The sequence below is a fragment of the Streptomyces sp. NPDC055239 genome (assembly GCF_053606205.1).
Map to the genome: position 1 here is coordinate 1 of NZ_JBSGRD010000001.1, position 17,541 is coordinate 17,541.

The 17,541-nt window shown below is 70.0% G+C and carries 18 protein-coding genes; 9 read left to right on the forward strand and 9 right to left on the reverse strand.

Features of this window, described 5'->3' with window-relative positions; all coding sequences use genetic code 11:
* Positions 1–366, forward strand: a 366-nt coding sequence (locus ACWFRJ_RS00005; RefSeq protein WP_453523244.1) for an electron transfer flavoprotein subunit alpha/FixB family protein, incomplete at its 5' end; no start/stop codon positions are given.
* A 71-nt stretch (positions 367–437) separates the two neighbouring features.
* Here the strand turns inward: ACWFRJ_RS00005 and ACWFRJ_RS00010 are convergent.
* Complete coding sequence (locus ACWFRJ_RS00010) at positions 438–1,334, reverse strand: endonuclease/exonuclease/phosphatase family protein (protein WP_453523246.1); 897 nt, start codon at positions 1,332–1,334, stop codon at positions 438–440.
* A 230-nt stretch (positions 1,335–1,564) separates the two neighbouring features.
* Between ACWFRJ_RS00010 and ACWFRJ_RS00015 the strand changes: the two genes are divergently transcribed.
* Positions 1,565–2,857, forward strand: coding sequence for a DUF6986 family protein (locus tag ACWFRJ_RS00015; RefSeq protein WP_453523248.1), 1,293 nt, complete (start codon positions 1,565–1,567; stop codon positions 2,855–2,857).
* 30 nt (positions 2,858–2,887) lie between these two features.
* Here the strand turns inward: ACWFRJ_RS00015 and ACWFRJ_RS00020 are convergent, their stop codons facing one another.
* The gene (locus ACWFRJ_RS00020; protein WP_453525015.1) at positions 2,888–3,874 is read right to left on the reverse strand and encodes a LacI family DNA-binding transcriptional regulator; all 987 of its coding nucleotides are present in this window, start codon (positions 3,872–3,874) and stop codon (positions 2,888–2,890) included.
* 229 nt (positions 3,875–4,103) lie between these two features.
* Here ACWFRJ_RS00020 and ACWFRJ_RS00025 point away from each other — a divergent pair, with 229 nt between their 5' ends.
* Entirely contained in the window at positions 4,104–5,069 is a 966-nt protein-coding gene (locus tag ACWFRJ_RS00025; RefSeq protein ID WP_453523250.1) for an ROK family protein, read from the forward strand.
* A gap of 157 nt (positions 5,070–5,226) precedes the next feature.
* Here the strand turns inward: ACWFRJ_RS00025 and ACWFRJ_RS00030 are convergent, their stop codons facing one another.
* Positions 5,227–7,278, reverse strand: a complete 2,052-nt coding sequence (locus ACWFRJ_RS00030) for an NPCBM/NEW2 domain-containing protein (RefSeq protein WP_453523252.1) — start codon at positions 7,276–7,278, stop codon at positions 5,227–5,229.
* A 265-nt stretch (positions 7,279–7,543) separates the two neighbouring features.
* Here ACWFRJ_RS00030 and ACWFRJ_RS00035 point away from each other — a divergent pair, with 265 nt between their 5' ends.
* On the forward strand, positions 7,544–7,708 hold the full coding sequence (locus ACWFRJ_RS00035; protein WP_453523254.1) for a twin-arginine translocation signal domain-containing protein: 165 nt from the start codon (positions 7,544–7,546) through the stop codon (positions 7,706–7,708).
* 98 nt (positions 7,709–7,806) lie between these two features.
* Here the strand turns inward: ACWFRJ_RS00035 and ACWFRJ_RS00040 are convergent, their stop codons facing one another.
* A complete protein-coding gene (locus ACWFRJ_RS00040; protein WP_453523255.1) occupies positions 7,807–7,932 on the reverse strand; it encodes a hypothetical protein in 126 nt (41 codons plus the stop codon).
* Positions 7,933–8,172: 240 nt separating this feature from the next.
* Positions 8,173–8,730, reverse strand: coding sequence for a TetR/AcrR family transcriptional regulator (locus ACWFRJ_RS00045; RefSeq protein WP_453523257.1), 558 nt, complete (start codon positions 8,728–8,730; stop codon positions 8,173–8,175).
* Between the two features lie 116 nt (positions 8,731–8,846).
* On the opposite strand from ACWFRJ_RS00045, the gene ACWFRJ_RS00050 reads away from it, so the two are divergent.
* Positions 8,847–9,773, forward strand: a complete 927-nt coding sequence (locus ACWFRJ_RS00050; protein ID WP_453523259.1) for an NmrA/HSCARG family protein — start codon at positions 8,847–8,849, stop codon at positions 9,771–9,773.
* Positions 9,774–10,103: 330 nt separating this feature from the next.
* Here ACWFRJ_RS00050 and ACWFRJ_RS00055 read toward each other — a convergent pair whose 3' ends face one another.
* Positions 10,104–10,298, reverse strand: coding sequence for a hypothetical protein (locus ACWFRJ_RS00055; RefSeq protein ID WP_453523261.1), 195 nt, complete (start codon positions 10,296–10,298; stop codon positions 10,104–10,106).
* Between the two features lie 429 nt (positions 10,299–10,727).
* On the opposite strand from ACWFRJ_RS00055, the gene ACWFRJ_RS00060 reads away from it, so the two are divergent.
* A complete protein-coding gene (locus tag ACWFRJ_RS00060; protein WP_453523263.1) occupies positions 10,728–11,078 on the forward strand; it encodes a DUF6415 family natural product biosynthesis protein in 351 nt (116 codons plus the stop codon).
* 495 nt (positions 11,079–11,573) lie between these two features.
* Here the strand turns inward: ACWFRJ_RS00060 and ACWFRJ_RS00065 are convergent, their stop codons facing one another.
* On the reverse strand, positions 11,574–11,951 hold the full coding sequence (locus ACWFRJ_RS00065; protein WP_453523265.1) for an STAS domain-containing protein: 378 nt from the start codon (positions 11,949–11,951) through the stop codon (positions 11,574–11,576).
* 304 nt (positions 11,952–12,255) lie between these two features.
* Here ACWFRJ_RS00065 and ACWFRJ_RS00070 point away from each other — a divergent pair, with 304 nt between their 5' ends.
* On the forward strand, positions 12,256–13,299 hold the full coding sequence (locus ACWFRJ_RS00070) for an NUDIX hydrolase (RefSeq protein ID WP_453523266.1): 1,044 nt from the start codon (positions 12,256–12,258) through the stop codon (positions 13,297–13,299).
* A 33-nt stretch (positions 13,300–13,332) separates the two neighbouring features.
* Here ACWFRJ_RS00070 and ACWFRJ_RS00075 read toward each other — a convergent pair whose 3' ends face one another.
* The gene (locus tag ACWFRJ_RS00075; RefSeq protein WP_453523268.1) at positions 13,333–14,688 is read right to left on the reverse strand and encodes a M20/M25/M40 family metallo-hydrolase; all 1,356 of its coding nucleotides are present in this window, start codon (positions 14,686–14,688) and stop codon (positions 13,333–13,335) included.
* Between the two features lie 135 nt (positions 14,689–14,823).
* On the opposite strand from ACWFRJ_RS00075, the gene ACWFRJ_RS00080 reads away from it, so the two are divergent.
* Positions 14,824–16,050, forward strand: a complete 1,227-nt coding sequence (locus tag ACWFRJ_RS00080) for a geranylgeranyl reductase family protein (protein ID WP_453523270.1) — start codon at positions 14,824–14,826, stop codon at positions 16,048–16,050.
* 76 nt (positions 16,051–16,126) lie between these two features.
* On the opposite strand, the gene ACWFRJ_RS00085 is transcribed toward ACWFRJ_RS00080, so the two are convergent.
* Positions 16,127–16,618, reverse strand: coding sequence for a nitroreductase family deazaflavin-dependent oxidoreductase (locus tag ACWFRJ_RS00085; RefSeq protein WP_453523272.1), 492 nt, complete (start codon positions 16,616–16,618; stop codon positions 16,127–16,129).
* Between the two features lie 212 nt (positions 16,619–16,830).
* On the opposite strand from ACWFRJ_RS00085, the gene ACWFRJ_RS00090 reads away from it, so the two are divergent.
* Positions 16,831–17,532: a TetR/AcrR family transcriptional regulator gene (locus ACWFRJ_RS00090; protein WP_453523274.1), complete on the forward strand. Its 702-nt coding sequence runs from the start codon at positions 16,831–16,833 to the stop codon at positions 17,530–17,532.
* Positions 17,533–17,541: the final 9 nt, after the last annotated feature.

Consider the following 17,541-nt stretch of genomic DNA (forward strand, 5'->3'; position numbering starts at 1 on the left):
GCGGCCATCGTGGTCTCCGGCGGCCGGGGCGTGAACGGGGCGGAGAACTTCCACCTCATCGAGTCCCTCGCCGACTCCCTGGGGGCGGCCGTGGGTGCCTCGCGGGCCGCGGTGGACGCGGGCTGGTACCCGCACTCCAACCAGGTCGGCCAGACCGGCAAGAGTGTCTCGCCGCAGCTGTACATCGCCTCGGGCATCTCCGGCGCGATCCAGCACCGGGCGGGCATGCAGACCTCCAAGACCATCGTGGCCATCAACAAGGACGCCGAGGCCCCGATCTTCGAGCTGGTCGACTACGGCGTCGTCGGCGACCTCTTCGACGTCGTCCCCGCCCTCACCGAAGAGGTCAACACCCGCAAGGGCTGACCCCGATCGGACCGAGCATCGGACCGTACGAGGCCCTCACCCGCGCAGCACGGGGTGAGGGCCTCGCCGCGTCACAGGGTCAGACTCGCCTGCACCGGCAGATGGTCGCTCGGGAACTGCCCGCCCAGCGCGAACGTGTTGATGGCCGCCGAGTGGACCCGCACCTCGGGCGTCGCCAGGATCCAGTCGATCCGGTCGCCGTCCGGCACCAGCGGCTTGTAGCCGTGGAAGGTGGCGTACGCCTTGCTGCGCTCGGCCGCCGCGTCCCACGTGTCGACGAGACCGGCGCCCAGCATCGTGTCGTAGACCTGGTTCTTGTGGGCCGCGACGTTGAAGTCACCCGTGACCAGGAGCGGCAGGGACGGGTCGAGGGCGGCGATCCGTTCGCAGATCAGACTCGCGGCGCGCGTGCGTGCGTACTGACTGGCGTTGTCGAGGTGGGTATTGAGGACGTAGAACTCGGTGTCCGTGCGCAGGTCGTGGAAGCGGACCCGGGTGACCATGCGGATGGAGCCGCCGCCCCAGGTGTTCGATCCGATGACGTCCGGCGTCTCGGAGAGCCAGAAGTGGTCGTACTCGACCGGCGCGAGTCTGCGGGTGTCGTAGAAGACGGTCATGAACTCGTCGCGGCTGCCGCCCGCGCGGCCGGTGCCGATCCAGTCGTAGTGCGGGCCCAGGTCCTCGGCGATGTCCCGTACCTGGTGGTAGAGGCCTTCCTGGGTGCCGATGACATGAGGGCGCGCGCGGCGGAGCAGTTCCCGGGTCACCGGGCGGCGGTCGGCCCAGGTGTTGGGCGGCGTGGTGCCCGCGTAGCGGAGGTTGAACGACATGACCTCCAGGCGGCGCCCCGCCCGTTCCACCGCGCGGGCGGGCGACGCGGCCAGCGCTGTGGTGAACAAGGGCACTGCCACCGCGGCGAGCGCGGTCTGCAGGCCGAGGCGGCGCGTTACTCGGGTGTCGTTCGGCACGCGATCTCCTTCAAGGGATGACGGTCAGGATGAGGTGCGGGAACGCGAGTGCGGAAGCAGGATCTGAGACAGGGGTGAACGGACGGGGTCCGGCAGACGAGAGGGTGTTGACCAGCGGGAAGGTCGACGGATAACTTCGCCATACGGATTGTTGATTCCGTGAAGCGGAAACTCTGAGTAATTCGGAGTAGTCCTGAGTGTGTGGTCCCGAGCGTGTGGAGGGTGCAGGAATGGGTCAGCAAGAGAAGGTGGCAACGAGTCTCGCGGGCGCGGTCGGCGAGGGCATCAGCGCTTCCCTCGCCCCGGTGGACGCGGAGCTCGCGCGCCGCTACCCCGGCGACCCGGGCACCCGCCAGCCGGTCCACACCGTGTACGTACCCGGTGAGCTCTTCGGCGCCGACACCATCCGTACGTGGGGCGACCAGGCGCTGAAGGCCCTCGACGAGCACGCCCCGGACGCCGCGTCCTTCGCGGCCGTCCTCGGCCTCGCCGACGACCTTGCGGTGCCCGTCTACGACCGCGTGCGCGCCAAGCTGGAGCGCGAGCCGATCGAGGACCTGCGCATCGACTTCGAGGACGGCTACAAGGGCGCTGACGAGGACCAGGACGCCGCCCGCGCGGCCCGCCTCGTCGCCGATGCCTACAAGAACGGCACGGCGGCCCCGTACATGGGCATCCGTATGAAGTGCATGGAGGAGGCGGTGCGCGACCGCGCCATCCGCACCCTCGACATCTTCCTGTCCGGCCTCATGGAGGCGGGCGGCCTGCCGGACGGCCTCGTCCTGACGCTGCCCAAGGTGACCTACCCCGAGCAGGTCACCGCGATGGTGCGGCTCTTGGAGGAGTTCGAGAAGGCGCGTGGCCTGGAGGCGGGGCGGATCGGCTTCGAGATCCAGATCGAGACCAGCCAGTCCATCCTCGCCGCCGACGGCACCGCCACCGTGGCCCGCATGATCGGCGCCGCCGAGGGCCGCGCCACAGGCCTTCACTACGGCACCTTCGACTACAGCGCCTGCCTCGGTGTCAGCGCCGCCTACCAGACGAGCGACCACCCGGCCGCCGACCACGCCAAGGCGATCATGCAGGTCGCGGCGGCGGGCACCGGCGTACGGGTGTCGGACGGCTCCACCAACATCCTGCCCATCGGGACCACCGAGAAGGTCCACGACGCCTGGCGGCTGCACTTCGGCCTCACGCGCCGCGCCCTGGCCCGCGCCTACTACCAGGGCTGGGACATGCACCCCGGCCACATCCCCACCCGCTACGCCGCCGTGTTCGCGTTCTACCGCGAGGGCTTCGAGCAGGCCGCCGCGCGCCTGTCCGCGTACGCCGCCCACCGCGAGGGCGGCGACGTGGCGGACGAGCCGGCGTCGGCCAAGGCACTCGCCGGATACCTGCTTCGCGGCCTGGACTGCGGCGCCCTCGACGCGGGCGAGGTCACCCGGCTCACCGGCCTGACGCTGGCTCGCCTGCAGAGCTTCTCTGGCCCGCGCCGCGGCGACCTCACGCCCTCCGCCAAGTAACGGGCACCACTCCCGACGCGCCGCCAAGCGTCAGCCCGCGGGCGGCAGTTCGCCGGAGCCGCGCTTGATGAGGCGCGTCGGGAGTTCGATGCGCTCCGGGGCGTCGGAGGCGCCGTCGAGCTGACGGAACAGGCGCTCCGCCGCGGTCCTGCCCAGCTGTGCGGCGTCCTGCGCCACGACGGTCACGCCCGGCTGGAGCAGGTCCGCGAGCTCGATGTCGTCGAAGCCGACGAGGGCCACGGGGCGGTCGAGCCCGGCGAGGACACGGACGACCGTCACCGTCACACGGTTGTTGCCCGCGAAGATCGCCGTGACGGGGTCCGGGCCGCCCAGCATCGTCTTGGTGGCCTGGTCGACGCGGTCCGGGGCGGTGAGGCCCAGGGACATCCACCCGTCCTCGACGGGGATGCCGGCGTCCTCCATGGCCGCGCGGTAGCCGCGCAGGCGCTCTATGGCGGTGTGGATGCGCGGCTGGTCGCCGATGAAGCCGATACGGCGGTGGCCGTGGGCGATCAGATGGGCGACGCCGTCACGCGCGCCGCCGAAGCTGTCGGAGAGCACGACATCGGCGTCGATCTTCCCCGGGGGACGGTCGACGAAGACCGTGGCGACACCGGCGGCGATCTCCGGCTCCAGATAGCGGTGGTCGTCACCGGCCGGGATGACGACAAGACCGTCGACCCTGCGTGCGCACAGCGCGAGCACCAACTCCTGCTCGCGGTCCGGGTCTTCGGCACTCGAACCGTTGATGAGGAGCGCGCCGTGCGCGCGGGCCACTTCCTCCACTGCGCGGCTGAGCGGCCCGTAGAAGGGGTCGGCGAGGTCTTCGAGCACGAGGCCGATACTGGCCGTGCGGCCCTTGCGCAGGACGCGCGCGCTGTCGTTGCGGCGGAAGCCCAGGGCGTCGATGGCCTCCTGGACGCGGCGTTCGGTGTCCGGGGTGACGCCCGGCTCGCCGTTCACCACGCGGGAGACCGTCTTGAGGCCGACTCCGGCGCGGGCCGCGACGTCCTTCATGGTCGGACGGTTGCCGTAGCGGGGTTCGGGTCGTCGGCTGGTGGTCTCGGCCACGGTGCGCTGTCCTGTCGTCGACGATGGTGAGCTGAAAGTGGTGCGTAAGTGATGTGGCGTCGAGCATAGAACCTGGACAACGTTGTCAGATGCGAGAGAGACTGTCCATCGCATTCTCCGGCCTGCCCCTTCACAAAAAGGGTGGCCTGCCCTTTCACCTGGAGATCTGACACTGATGCACACGGACCTCGTCGCCGCACTCGACATCGGCGGCACCAAGATCGCCGGCGCCCTGGTGGACGGCCGCGGCCGGATCCTGCTGCGCGCCCAGCGGCCCACGCCCGCGCGCGAGGACGGCGACACCGTGATGCGGGCGGTCGAGGAGGTCATCGGCGAGCTCACGCGTTCCCCGCTGTGGGGCAGGGCGCGTGCGGTCGGCATCGGCAGCGCGGGCCCCGTCGACGCGTCGGCGGGGACGGTCAGCCCCGTCAACGTCCCTGGCTGGCGCGGCTACCCGCTGGTCGAGCGGGTGCGCGCGGCCACCGGAGGACTGCCGGTCGAGCTCGTCGGGGACGGCGTCGCGATGACGGCGGCCGAGCACTGGCAGGGCGCGGCCCGCGGGCACGACAACGCGCTGTGCATGGTGGTTTCCACGGGAGTCGGCGGCGGACTGATCCTCGGGGGCAAGCTGCACCCGGGCCCCACCGGGAACGCGGGGCACATCGGGCACATCAGCGTCGACCTGGACGGCGATCCCTGCCCGTGCGGCGCGCGCGGCTGCGTGGAGCGCATAGCGAGCGGGCCGAACATCGCGCGGCGCGCGGTGGAGGGCGGCTGGCGTCCGGGGCCCGACGGCGATACGTCCGCCGCAGCGGTGGCCCTCGCCGCACGCGCCGGGGACCCGGTCGCCGTCGCCTCCTTCGAGCGGGCGGCCAAGGCGCTCGCCGCGGGGATCGCCGCCACGGCGACGCTCGTCGAGATCGACATCGCCGTGATCGGGGGCGGGGTGGCGAAGGCGGGGAACGTGCTCTTCGATCCGCTGCGCCGGTCCCTGCGGGAGTACGCCACGCTTTCGTTCGTACGTCATCTGACCGTGGGCCCGGCCTTGATGGGGACGGACGCGGGGTTGGTGGGGGCAGCGGCGGCGGCGCTCAGCCAGGAGGCGAGTGCGGCGGACTTGCGTCCTGTTGTGGGGAGTTGACGGATTCCGGTCGTTCCTCCTTCCGGGGAAGTGGCTGCGGGGAGGCGACTGCGGGAAGGCGACTACGGGGAGGCGGCTGCGGGAAGGTGACTGTCAACTGCGGTCCGGGCTGAACTGCTCTCGCCCGGACCGCAGTTGACGTTCCCCGCAGCTCAGGTCAGCAGCTGAGTACCGGCTCAGCCCAGTCCGCGTGGTCGGAGTCCCCGCCGTCGCCGCCGTCCGTGACGACGAGGCGTACGACCTGGGCGCCGGTCACGTCGGCCGAAAGGCTCTGCGCGGCATCGGCGTTGGTGAGGACGCCGGTCGACGCGGCCTTCTCGCCGTCGGCCCAGATCTCGAAGGTGACCGTTCCCTTGGGGTCCTTCTCGTCGTCGACGCCCACCCGCGCGGCGAGCTTCTCGCAGGATCCGCCGGTGTAGTACTCGACGGCGCTGTCGGCGTGCACCCCGAGCCCCTTGGCGTGTACCACCCCGCCGATGGTGATCGGATTGCCGTCACCCGCGGCGCTCTCGCCGTTGCTGGTGTCCTTCTCGACGGGGCCCCAGCCGTTGACCGCCGACATCCACGGCAGGTCGCTCACGGCCGAGTCGCCCGGGGGTGGCGCCACGACGACATGGGCCGTCAGCGGCAGCACGTTCTCGGCGCGGGTGCCGCCGGGGGAGCGGTAGGTGGTCAGAAGCGTCAGGTCGTACGCTCCCGGAGCCGCGCCCTGAGGTGCGGTCACCGACCACGACGTACTCAACGACTTGCCCGTACGCAGGGAGTTCACGGTCGAGGGCGAGGTCGCCCGGATCCGCCATCCGGAGGGCCCCGTGAAGGTGGCGGACACCGTCTGCGCGGAGGTGCGGCCGAGGTTGGTGACCTTCGACGTCAGCTCCTCGGACTTGCCCGGCTCCACCAACGCGTCGCCTCCCAGGCCGAGTTCGACGGCAGGCGAGTTCTTGGCCCATTTGTCGTCCGCCGCGACGCGCAGCAGCACGGTGCCGTGCGCCGGGACGGTCGCCGAGATCCTTCCCGCCGTGTTGTAGCTCTTGTGCTGCCACAGGTCCCGCAGGGTGTAGCCGTCGGCGTCCGGGAGCCCGACGTCCTTCGCCGATGTGGCGATCGACCGGGCGGTGCCCGTCTCGTTGAAGAGCGCGACCGTCCGGCTGCCGTCCTTCATCTCCTTGGCGACGACCCAGCGGCCGCCGTCCGACGAAAGGACCTTGCCCTGTTTGCCCAGGGGGTCCTGGTCGACGGCGATGACTTCCTTGTTGCCGATGATCTCGAAGGTCTCGGGCGTGGCCTTGCGCAGGTCGGAGCCGATGAGCAGCGGCGAGGCCATGATCGACCACATCGAGAAGTGCGTGCGGTACTCGGTGTCCGTCATGCCGCCGTTGCCGACCTCGAGCATGTCCGGGTCGTTCCAGCGGCCCGGGCCCGCGTGCTCGTCGAGCGGCAGGTTCTGCTTCATGATCGAGAGCATCGAGCTCCAGTTGTCGCTGATGTCGCCGGTGGTGCGCCACAGGTGCCCTACGTCGGACGCCCACTCCCAGGGTTTGTTCTCGCCCCACTCGCAGAGGCTGTAGACGATGGGGCGCCCGGTGGCCCTGAGCGCGTCGCGCATCGCGATGTACCGCTTCTTGGCGTCGACGCCTTGGTTGTTGCAGTTGTCGTACTTGAGGTAGTCGACGCCCCAGTCCGCGAACTGTTGTGCGTCGCTGCCCTCATGGCCGAGCGCGCCGGGGAAACCGATGTCGCTACAGGTCTTCGTCCCGGCGCTGGTGTAGATGCCGAGCTTCAGCCCCTTGCCGTGCACATAGTCGGCAACTGCCTTGATGCCGTTGGGGAATCGCTTGGGGTCGGGCACCAGCTTGCCGTTCGCGTCCCGCTCGGGCAGTGCCCAGCAGTCGTCGAGATTGACGTACTGATAGCCGGCGTCCTTGAGGCCCTTCTCGACGAAGAGGTCCGCGATCCCCTTGACCATCGCCTCGTCGAACTCGGCTCTGCAGTGGGTCGAGTTCCAGTTGTTGAAGCCCATGGGCGGGGTGAGGGCGAGGCCACCGGGGAGCTTCGCACCGGGGGTCGTCCCGCTCACGCCGTCCGTCTGGCTCGTGCCGCCCGTGTCACGTGCCGCCGCCGGTGCGGCGAGCCCTGCGGCACACAGCAGTGCGGCAGCCAGCGACCCGATGACTCTTCGACGCGTTGTGAGGGGTGAGAGGTGACGCATCGTTACATTCCTCCGTACTCGCAGAGTTGGGGGACTGCATGTACGTGTCAGAGGCGCGCGCTTACGGTAGGCCGTGTTGGACTCTGTTGGAAGAGGGGCCGTAGCGGTTCGAGCACTTGGCGCCAAAACCCTTGACGGTGTGGGCAGTTGAGAGCTATATCCCATCCTTGCGTTCGTTTGTGTTCGGTTGCACCCCCGAGGAGGGGGCATGGCGCAGTCATCGTTCATGGGTCCTGCCACGCCTCAAAGCATGTCAGGACATCGGATGTCCCGGCGGAATGTCCTACGTGGTGCGGCCGCCGGAGCCGGAGCGGTCACCCTTCCGGCCCTGCACGCGGCCGGCGCAAGGACGCGCCGAATTCATCAACGCTGGCGCGCACAAGGGCTGGACGGCCACCCGCCTCGTCGCGCGGGGGGGGCGAGCAAGTAGACCCGCCCGGGTGAACTATGCGCAGAGGCACGTGATGTGGCCGTACGCCGACTCCATGCTGTGATCGGCGACAGCTCGCCCGTCATCGGACAGGGCGGTCACTTCCGGCGGCGGAGGAACAACCAGATGCGGGCGGCCATCGAGCCGATGACCAGGACGCCGACCGCGATCTGCAGCCAGCGCGGAAGGGTGCCCGCTCCGGGGAGATACAGGGCGAGCGGCATCACGGGCGCCACCGCCGGCCGTCGGTGATGTCCGCGACCGTCCAGTAGTCGGCGTTCGGGTCGTCCACTCCTGCCCCTTTTGTCGTCTGCCTCTCTTCATCGTGACATAGCGGCAGAGTCAATCGGCCGTGAACGCACTCCACGTCGTGGCCCTCGTGCGGACCGGAGCCGCTTCGAACTCGGTTCTGCCGGGTGCCCTATGTCCGATGCCGGATGCCGGACTCCCGATGTGTGCCTTGTTCAGCTCTGTGGACTCAGTCCCGCCACGGCCAGCCGGAACAGCCTGTCCGCCTGGGCCGCGGGGTCGGGATAGTGCTCCGTGGCCAGGACGATGCCGACGATCAGTGTGATCAGCTCGGCGACAGTGACGCCCTTCGGTGCCGCGCCGTCCTGCACGGCGCGGCGCAACAAAGGGGCTGCGGCCTCTTCCAGCGCCGCCGAGCAGCTGTTCTCGTGTATCGGGCCGTCGTAGGCCAGCGCGGCCGCAAGCCCCCTGGCGGAGACGGAGTAGGCGACGACGTCACTCAGCCATTCCAGGAGCGCGTTCCGGCTGTCGCCGTTGTCGGTCAGGTCGTGGGCGCGGACGCACAGAGCCTCGATCCGTTTCTGGGAGACCGCCTCCAACAGCGCGCGGCGTGTGGGGAAGTGTCGGCGCACGGTCGCCGAGCCGACCCCCGCGGTGCGGGCGATCTGTTCCAGGGAGGCGTTGCCACCGTGGGTAGCGACCTCCTCCTCGGCCACGGCGAGGATGCGGGCGTAGTTGCGCCGGGCGTCCGCACGCTGGTGCTGCTCGGACATGACGTGACCTCCAGGATTGCTAAACGGCGGACCCCGCCGTATCGTACCGGAACGTAAGCGGCGGGCCCCGCCGTTTAATAAACGGTTACCTCCCGAGGAGCCCCATGTCCACAGCCATGTCCACAGCCACAACCGCACCCGTCCTGGTCACCGGCGCTACCGGCAGGCAGGGCGGGGCCACCGCCCGCGCGCTGCTCGCGGCAGGCGTTCCGGTCCGCGCCCTGGTGCGTGACCCGGCCACCGACCGGGCCAAGGCCATCGAGGAACTCGGCGCCGAACTGATCACCGGCGATCTCCACGACCGCGATTCCGTGATCCGGGCCGCCGAGGGCGCCCGCGCCGTCTTCTCCGTGCAGATGCCCGGCATCACCGCGGAAGGCTTCGATTTCGAAGGGGAGGTGGCCCAGGGCGTCAACCTCATCGAGGGCGCGAAGGCCGCCGGAGTGCCACAGTTCGTGCACACGTCCGTCTCCGGTGCCGGCCAGCACACCGAAACTCCCGGCTGGGCCGAAGGCCGCTGGGCTCCGATGGAACCGACCCTGGGCGCCAAGAGCGCGATCCAGGACCGGGTCCGCGCGGCCGGCTTCCCCCACTGGACGCTCCTCAAGCCGGCCTTCTTCATGGAGAACTTCCTCCCGTCCATGGCGTTCCTGTTCCCGCGCGGCATCGAGGGCGGCCTGGTGAGCGTCCTGAAACCCGAGACCCGGCTGTCCCTGGTCGCGGTGGACGACATCGGCAGGGCCGCCGCCGCAGCCATCACCGCGCCGGAGCGACTGGACGGGATCGAGCTGGAGTTGGCGAGCGACTACCTGTCGATGAAGGAGATCGCCGAGACCCTCTCCCGCGCTCTGGGTACGCAACTGTCCGCGCCGGACATGACCGAGGAGGAGGCCGTCGCAGCCGGAATGCCGGCGATGGGCGCCTCCCACGAGTGGCTGAACGTGGCTGGACAGCCGGGCCGCCCGCAGTACGCGAAAGACCTCGGCATCCCACTCACCAGCTTCGAGGAATGGACGCAGGAGTACATGCGGCCCACCCCCTGACGCGGCACGGTGCCCCCGGCAACTTCTCCTCGCATACGCCCTCTTGCCGCCCCTGGCCGGTGCTTGCACTCTTTGAAGTGGGCATATCGCGATCCTGCACACGCGCACGGTGGCTGCGGCCAGGAGAGTACGACGTCATCGACGGGGCCGTACTCTGCAGCACCCAAGCAGTCGAACAGGCCAAGGACGCCGGGCGAAACCTCCACGGTCCCCTGCTGCTCGACCCAAGCCGCTGTGAGAAGCATGTGGCCGGCCCCGAAACAGAAACGGCGAACACCCCACAAGGGCACGGAGGAAGGGCCCCAAGGGCTCGACAGCCGCGAGCGGTAGTTACGCCGCCTCCACGATCTCCGCAGGCGTCGACTCCGCCTGCGAGACGGTCGTCCACTCGGCGACGAGTCCCTGATACCGGGCCCGCGTCTGCCCGTACAGCCAGCCGCCCGTCTGGACGAGGAGCTCCCTGATCTCGTCGTTCACCACGGCCGCAGAGCGTGCGGTACCAGGCGAGGGTGGAGTGGGAGGCATGTCGTTCAGTCTAGGTGCCGCGTTCGGTGCGGCCGAGGATGCGGCGAGAACGGCATATGACGATCACGCGATCACGGCTGCGGCACCTCGGGCGCGAAAGTCCGACGCGGCTGCATCTCCGCGAGCCCTTCGGAGCGAAGTTCCTTCAGAACACGCCGCGCCGTCATCTGGAGATCCCGAATCCACCGCACACATCCACCACCGACGGCGGCCGCTCGCAGGGCGGGTACGAGCCGTCGGCAATCCGTTCCACCGTGGCCGCGTACACCTGCCGCGACCTGGGCAGATATCGGTTCTCAGCTCATGATCGAACGCCAAGTCGACTTGCTCCACCTGGCGAGACGAGTGTGCCCATCTCACCCATCACTCCTATTTCACCTGTCGGGCCAGAGAGTGCTGACCGGCATGCAAAATCCCCGGAGCGTCGACATGTACCAGCCTACGGAGCACCGCCACATCAGCGGCGAGGAACTGACCGCCCTCATCGACGAGTCGCTGGGAGTCTGCCGGAAGCTGCCTCCTCGCGAGCGCCTCGCCAAGCTGAACGAACAGCTGCGGACCGAACTCGCCCGCCTCACGCCGGCGGTGCAGGCCCAGGCCGACGGGATGAACCGCGGTACGACCGACTGGTACGGCAGGCGGCGCGCCGTCGACGCGACCCGCAACGCGCTCGCCGACGATCTGAGCGGCAATCCGCTCGCCGCGTCGATGGCCGTCGCCGAACTCGGCCGACGCCTGAACGAACTCAGCAACTACGTGACGGGCGGCGGCCAGTCCTGACCGGTGTGACGAGTGGGCGTGATGGCGTCCGTCCGCATGACCCGCTCCGTGTCATGGGCTGTCATATCCCGCACCGGACGGCGGGATTGAGATCGTCGGAGCGTGGCCACCGACAATCCCCGGCAGACGGAGCGCTCCGCGTGAAAGCCCCGAAGTACGTGCGTGACATTCCCGGCCTGTGCTGGGACGAGAGGCCTGGTGACGTCCTTCACTGCACCCTCGAGCAAGACCATGCCGGCGACCACTTCCACGCCTACACCAGAACCAGGTGGCCCCACCGTGCCCGCGCCGACCGGTCCGCGGCGCGGCGACGGTGAGGCGTGTGGGGAGCCGAGTGGGGAGGCGCGTGGGGAGGCGAGTTCACACGGGGTGCGAACGGAGTGCATATATGCACGCGGTGCGCACACTCCCGACAGTGGAATGTGCGGGGCACTCTCATGAAGCTGCCTGGACCCTGCAGCACTCCGGAGAGCCCGTGGTGACCCTGCCGCGGGCTCACTCCTCCTCCAGCGCTTTCGCCAGGGTGGGAACCGGTAACAGAGTGGGAGTGAGGCCGGTGAGACGCAGGATGCGGAGCGTCAGGCGGTGGGTGCAGACCACGGACAGGCGGGCGCCACGTGCCGTCGTGCGGCGGTGCGCGCGGGCCAGCATGGCGATTCCGGAGCAGTCGAAGAACGTGGTCCGCGTCAGGTCGATGACCACGGTAGGCGCGGTGCCACCGGTGATGGGGTCGATGAGCGGTGCCATCCGCTGGTAGGCCAGCAGGTCGACCTCACCGCGCAGTTCGATGACGACCGCGCCGTGGTGGTCGTACACGTGGGGCTGCTGGTCGGAGTCCTCGAAGGCGAATTCGTTCAGGGCATCGAGTTGCACGTGTCCCCCCAGTGGCGACGTTCGGCCGGATCCACGCGGCATCGGGGTGCATCGGGAGAGCCGGATTCATGAGGTCACCAGGGGCTGGGGCGCCTGGCGGATCACGCTAGCGGTGGAGAGCGTGCCCTGGAGTGAGGGAACGATTCATGCGCGGCGACTGCCACCCGATGGGGTGAAGTGAAAGCGAACCGCTTGACATTGGATGGCGTCTTGCGATCCGGCCTTTGACGGCCTCATCAGGGGCTGGTTTCCGCAGCATGGTGTTCCGGGCAAGCCACAGAAGGCCGACGGAAGAGGGGGAACCGTGATCGTCTGGATCAACGGCGCGTTCGGTGCGGGCAAGACCAGCGCCGCACAGGAACTGATCGAGCTGATCCCGAACAGCACGCTCTTCGACCCCGAGGTCATCGGCGGTGGACTGCCGCACCTGCTGCCGCCCAAACGCCTCGCCGAGGTGAGCGACTTCCAGGATCTGCCGATCTGGCGGCGGCTCGTCGTGGACACCGCGGCGGCCCTGCTCGCCGAGGTCGGTGGCGTACTGGTGGTGCCCATGACCCTGCTGCGGCAGGACTACCGCGACGAGATCTTCGGCGGCCTCGCCTCGTGCAGAATCGCCGTACGCCACGTCGTCCTGACCCAGGATGAAACGATCCTGCGGGAACGAATATCCGAACGCCCGGTCCCCGATCTCCCGGACGGAGAGATGCGCGTACGGCAGTGGTCGTTCGACCACATCGAGCCGTACCGCGCCGCGCTCGCGGGCTGGCTCGGCACCGACGCCCACCGCATCGACACCGGCGCGCTGACCCCCTGCGAGACCGCCGAGCGCATCGCCGACGCCGTACGCACCGGGGCCGCGTCCGTCTGCGACATCGTGCAGACCCCGCAGCCCACCGCGGAGACGCTCGCGGCGGGGGTCCTGCTCTTCGACGAGCGGGGCCGGGTGCTGCTCGTCGACCCGACGTACAAGGCCGGCTGGGAGTTCCCCGGCGGCGTCGTCGAACCGGGTGAGGCGCCCGCGCGCGCGGGCATGCGCGAGGTGGCCGAGGAGACCGGCATCCAACTCGCCGACGCCCCCCGGCTCCTTGTCGTCGACTGGGAGCCGCCCGTGCCGCCCGGCTACGGAGGGATGCGGTTCCTCTTCGACGGCGGGAGGCTCGACAGCGGTGCGGCCCGGCAGATGCTGCTGCCGGGCCCCGAACTCCGCGACTGCCGCTTCGTCACCGAGGAGGAGGCGGCCGGGCTGCTGCCCTCCGTACGCTACGAGCGCCTTCGCTGGGCGCTGCGCGCGCGGGAGCGCGGGGTCGCCCTGTACCTGGAGGCCGGGATCCCCGTCGGCAACCAGTGACCACGGGAATCAGCGGGGACCCCGCCCGGTGGCTCAGCTCGCCGCGTACTTCTGGAGGAACAGCGCCTCCGCGACCGAGAGCCGCTCCAACTCCTGGGGCGACACGCTTTCGTCGACCGCGTGGATCTGGGCCTCCGGCTCGCTCAGGCCGATCAGCAGGATCTCCGCCCGGGGGTAGAGCGCGGCGAGGGTGTTGCACAGCGGGATCGAGCCGCCCTGTCCCGCGTACTGCATCTCCTCGCCCGGGTACGCCTCACCCATCGCCTCCGCCATGGCCGCGTACGCCGGGCTCGTGGTGTCCGCGCGGAACGGCTGGCCCTGCCCGATCTGCTCGGTGGTCACCTGCGCGCCCCACGGGGTGTGCGCCTCCAGGTGCGCCTGAAGGAGCTTGGTGGCCTCGGCCGCGTCCACGCCCGGCGGCACCCGGAGGCTGACCAGCGCCCGCGCGCCCGCCTGCACGGACGGCGTCGCGCCGACCACCGGCGGGCAGTCGATGCCGAGCACCGTGACCGCCGGGCGCGCCCAGATGCGGTCGGCGACCGTGCCCTTGCCGATCAACTGGACACCGTCGAGGACCTTGGCGTCCTTGCGGAAGTCGGCCTCTTCGTACTGAAGCCCGTCCCAGACCTCGTCGCCCGTGAGCCCGTCGACCGTGGTCGAGCCGTCATCCGCGCGCAGCGAGTCGAGCACCCGCACCAGCGCGGCGAGCGCGTCCGGCGCCGCGCCGCCGAACTGTCCGGAGTGCAGGTTGCCCTCAAGGGTGTCGACGCGCACGCGAAGGAGAGTCATGCCGCGCAGCGTCGCGGTGACCGTCGGAAGGCCCACCCGGAAGTTGCCCGCGTCGCCGATGACGATCGTGTCGGCCGTCAGAAGGCCCGGGTGCTCCTCGGCGTACCGCTCGAGGCCGCCCGTGCCCTGCTCCTCGGAGCCCTCGGCGATCACCTTGACGCTCACCGGGACACCGCCGTTCGCCTTCAGGGCGCGCAGCGCGAGCAGGTGCATGAGGACCCCGCCCTTGCAGTCGGCGCTCCCGCGTCCGTACCAGCGTCCTTCGCGCTCCGTCAGCTCGAACGGCGGGGTGGTCCACGCCGCCTCGTCGAGCGGCGGCTGCACGTCGTAGTGCGCGTAGAGCAGCACGGTGGGGGCGCCCTCGGGGCCCGGAAGGAGGCCGTAGACCGACTGTGTGCCGTCCGGGGTGTCGAGCAGGGCCACGTCCTGGAACCCCTCGGCGCGCAGCGCGTCCGCCACCCAGTTCGCGGCGGCGGCGCTCTCGCTCTTGGGGAACTGGTCGAAGTCCGCCACCGACTTGAAGGCCACCAGTTCAGTGAGCTCCGCCTTCGCCTTCGGCATGAGTGAGGCGACGGTCTCGGCGATCGGATTCGGCGACATGGGCACGCTCCTCGTAGGTGCGACGTTATACGTATGTGGGTGTTGTGATCCTCCCACAGGAGGGTGCCGGAGGTGCCCGCCGTAGGATGCCTTGGAAAGCGCGGCCAACAGCTGGATCGGGAGCGGTAGACCAACGTGAGCAGCGAGAACTCAGCGGACGACGCGCAGTACGTACCGGCGGATGACGCGCAGTACGTGTGGGACGTCGTCGTGGTGGGAGCAGGGCCCGCAGGGGCGTCGGCGGCGTATGCGGCAGCCGTCGCGGGACGCAGCGTCCTCGTCCTGGAGAAAGCCGAACTGCCCCGGTACAAGACGTGTGGCGGCGGCATCATCGGCCCCTCGCGCGACGCGCTCCCGCCCGGGTTCGAACTGCCCTTCAGGGACCGGGTGCACGCGGTGACGTTCTCCCTGGACGGCAAGTTCGCCCGCACCCGCCGCTCGAAGCAGATGCTCTTCGGGCTCATCAACCGCCCCGAGTTCGACCAGCAACTGGTCGAGCACGCACAGAAGGCGGGCGCCGAGGTGCGCACCGGCGTCACCGTCGCGCGCGTGGAGCAGCACGGCTCCGCGGTGCCCGACCGGCGGACGGTCGCCGTGGTCCTTCAGGGCGGCGAGACGGTGCTCGCCCGCGCGGTCGTCGGAGCCGACGGCAGTGCGAGCCGCATAGGGGCACATGTCGGTGTGAAGCTGGACCAGGTGGACCTCGGTCTGGAGGCCGAGATCCCGGTGCCGCAGAGCGTCGCCGAGGACTGGGCGGGCCGCGTGCTCATCGACTGGGGCCCGATGCCGGGCAGTTACGGATGGGTGTTCCCCAAGGGCGACACCCTCACGGTCGGTGTCATCTCCGCGCGCGGCGAAGGCTCGGCCACCAAGCGGTACTTGGAGGACTTCATCGCCCGCCTCGGGCTCGCGGGCTTCGAGCCGAGCATCTCCTCCGGTCATCTGACGCGCTGCCGCAGCGACGACTCGCCGCTCTCGCGCGGCCGGGTCGTGGTGTGCGGTGACGCGGCGGGTCTCCTAGAGCCGTGGACCCGCGAAGGCATCTCCTTCGCGCTGCGCTCGGGGCGGCTCGCGGGGGAGTGGGCGGTGCGGATCGGCGAGGCGCACGACGCGGTCGACGCCCGCCGCCAGGCCCTGAACTACGCCTTCGCCATCAAGGCGGGACTCGGCGTCGAGATGAGCGTCGGACGGCGCATGCTCAAGGCCTTCGAGCGCCGTCCGGGCATGCTGCACGCGGCGATCACCGGGATCAGGCCCGCGTGGAACGCGTTCGCGAGGATCACCCGTGGCTCGACGACGCTCGGCGAGCTGGTGCGGAACCATCCGCTGGCGGGACGGGCGCTGAACACGATGGACCGGTAGGTCCGGTAGGTCCGGTGGTCGTCTGCCCGCGGCGGCCGGCGGCCCCACTCCGTGGTGGCCTCGCTCAGCGACGGCCTCACTTCGTGAGGGTGACGCGGAAGACGGGGTGGTCGCTCGCGGCCGCCTCGATCTCCGCGTCCGTGGACTTGGCTGTGACGCCCTGGAAGTACTGGTCGACCTCCCAGCCCCACTTCTTCAGGTAGCCGCGCAGCACCGGCAGCTTCTCGGCGTCCGGGACCTCCTCGACCGTGAAGGCGTGGACCTTCCGGCCGACGCGCAGCTCGCCACCGCCCGCCACGCGCATGTTGCGCACCCACTGAGAGTGCCCACGGGCCGAGATCAGGTACTGGCCGCCTTGGTACGTGAACGGGTTGACCGGAACCCGCTGCATCTGGCCGCTCTTGCGTCCGCGTACGGAGAGCTCGGCCGACCCCATCAGGCTGACGCCGCGCCGCGCCAGCCAGCCGACCATGCTGTTGAACCGCACGTTGAGACGGCTGCCCTTGAGGTAGTACGGGGTGGAGGCGGGCGTGGAGGTGGGGATGGAGGTGGAGGAGGACGCAGACATGGTGACCGCCGATGTCGGGAGAGTTTCCGAGAGCACTGCTCTCGCTTAAGAGCAGTGTGCACGAGAGCGGTGCTCCATTGCAAGAGCAGCGCTCTCGAAAGTGTTCGCCGATCTCTGTCTGGCGCATCGCTCTCCCCTCGGCGCACCGCTCTCCTTCCAGTGCACCGCTCTCGTTTCGGCGCACTGCTCCGATCTCATGGCACACTGCCTGCATGAACAGCGCTACCAGCGGAGCCAGGGCCCGCGCCCGAGTCGAAGTCACCGCCGCCATCAAGGACGAGGCGCGCAAGCAGCTGGCGGCCGACGGCGCCGCCAAGCTCTCCCTGCGCGCCGTGGCCCGCGAGCTCGGCATGGTGTCCTCCGCCCTCTACCGCTACTTCCCCAGCCGCGACGAACTCCTGACCGCGCTCATCATCGACGCCTACGACTCCCTCGGCGCCGCCGCCGAGGACGCCCACGCCGAGGTCGCGTCGTCCGCCGATCCCGTGCGGCGCTGGACGGTCGCGTGCGAGGCCGTACGGTCCTGGGCGCTCGCGCATCCCCACGAGTACGCCCTCATCTACGGCTCGCCCGTCCCGGGCTACAGCGCGCCCGACTCCACGATCGAATCCGCGGGTCGCGTCGGGCAGCTGCTCATCGGGATCGTGCGCGACGCCCACCAGGGGCGTGGTGTCGCCGTGCAGCCGCTGCCGGGCAAGCTTCGTGCCGAGGCCGAGCGGATGGCCGCGGATCTCGCGCCCGATCTGCCGCCCGCGGTGGTCATGGCGATGGTCGCGGCGTGGGCCCAGTTGTTCGGGCTCGTGGGCTTCGAGGTGTTCGGGCAGTTCAACCGCGTCGTCGAGGATCGTTCGGCGTTCTTCTCGTACGCGGCCACGCAACTGGCCCACGGCGTCGGACTATTGGAGCAGAAGTAGCCCGCCCGC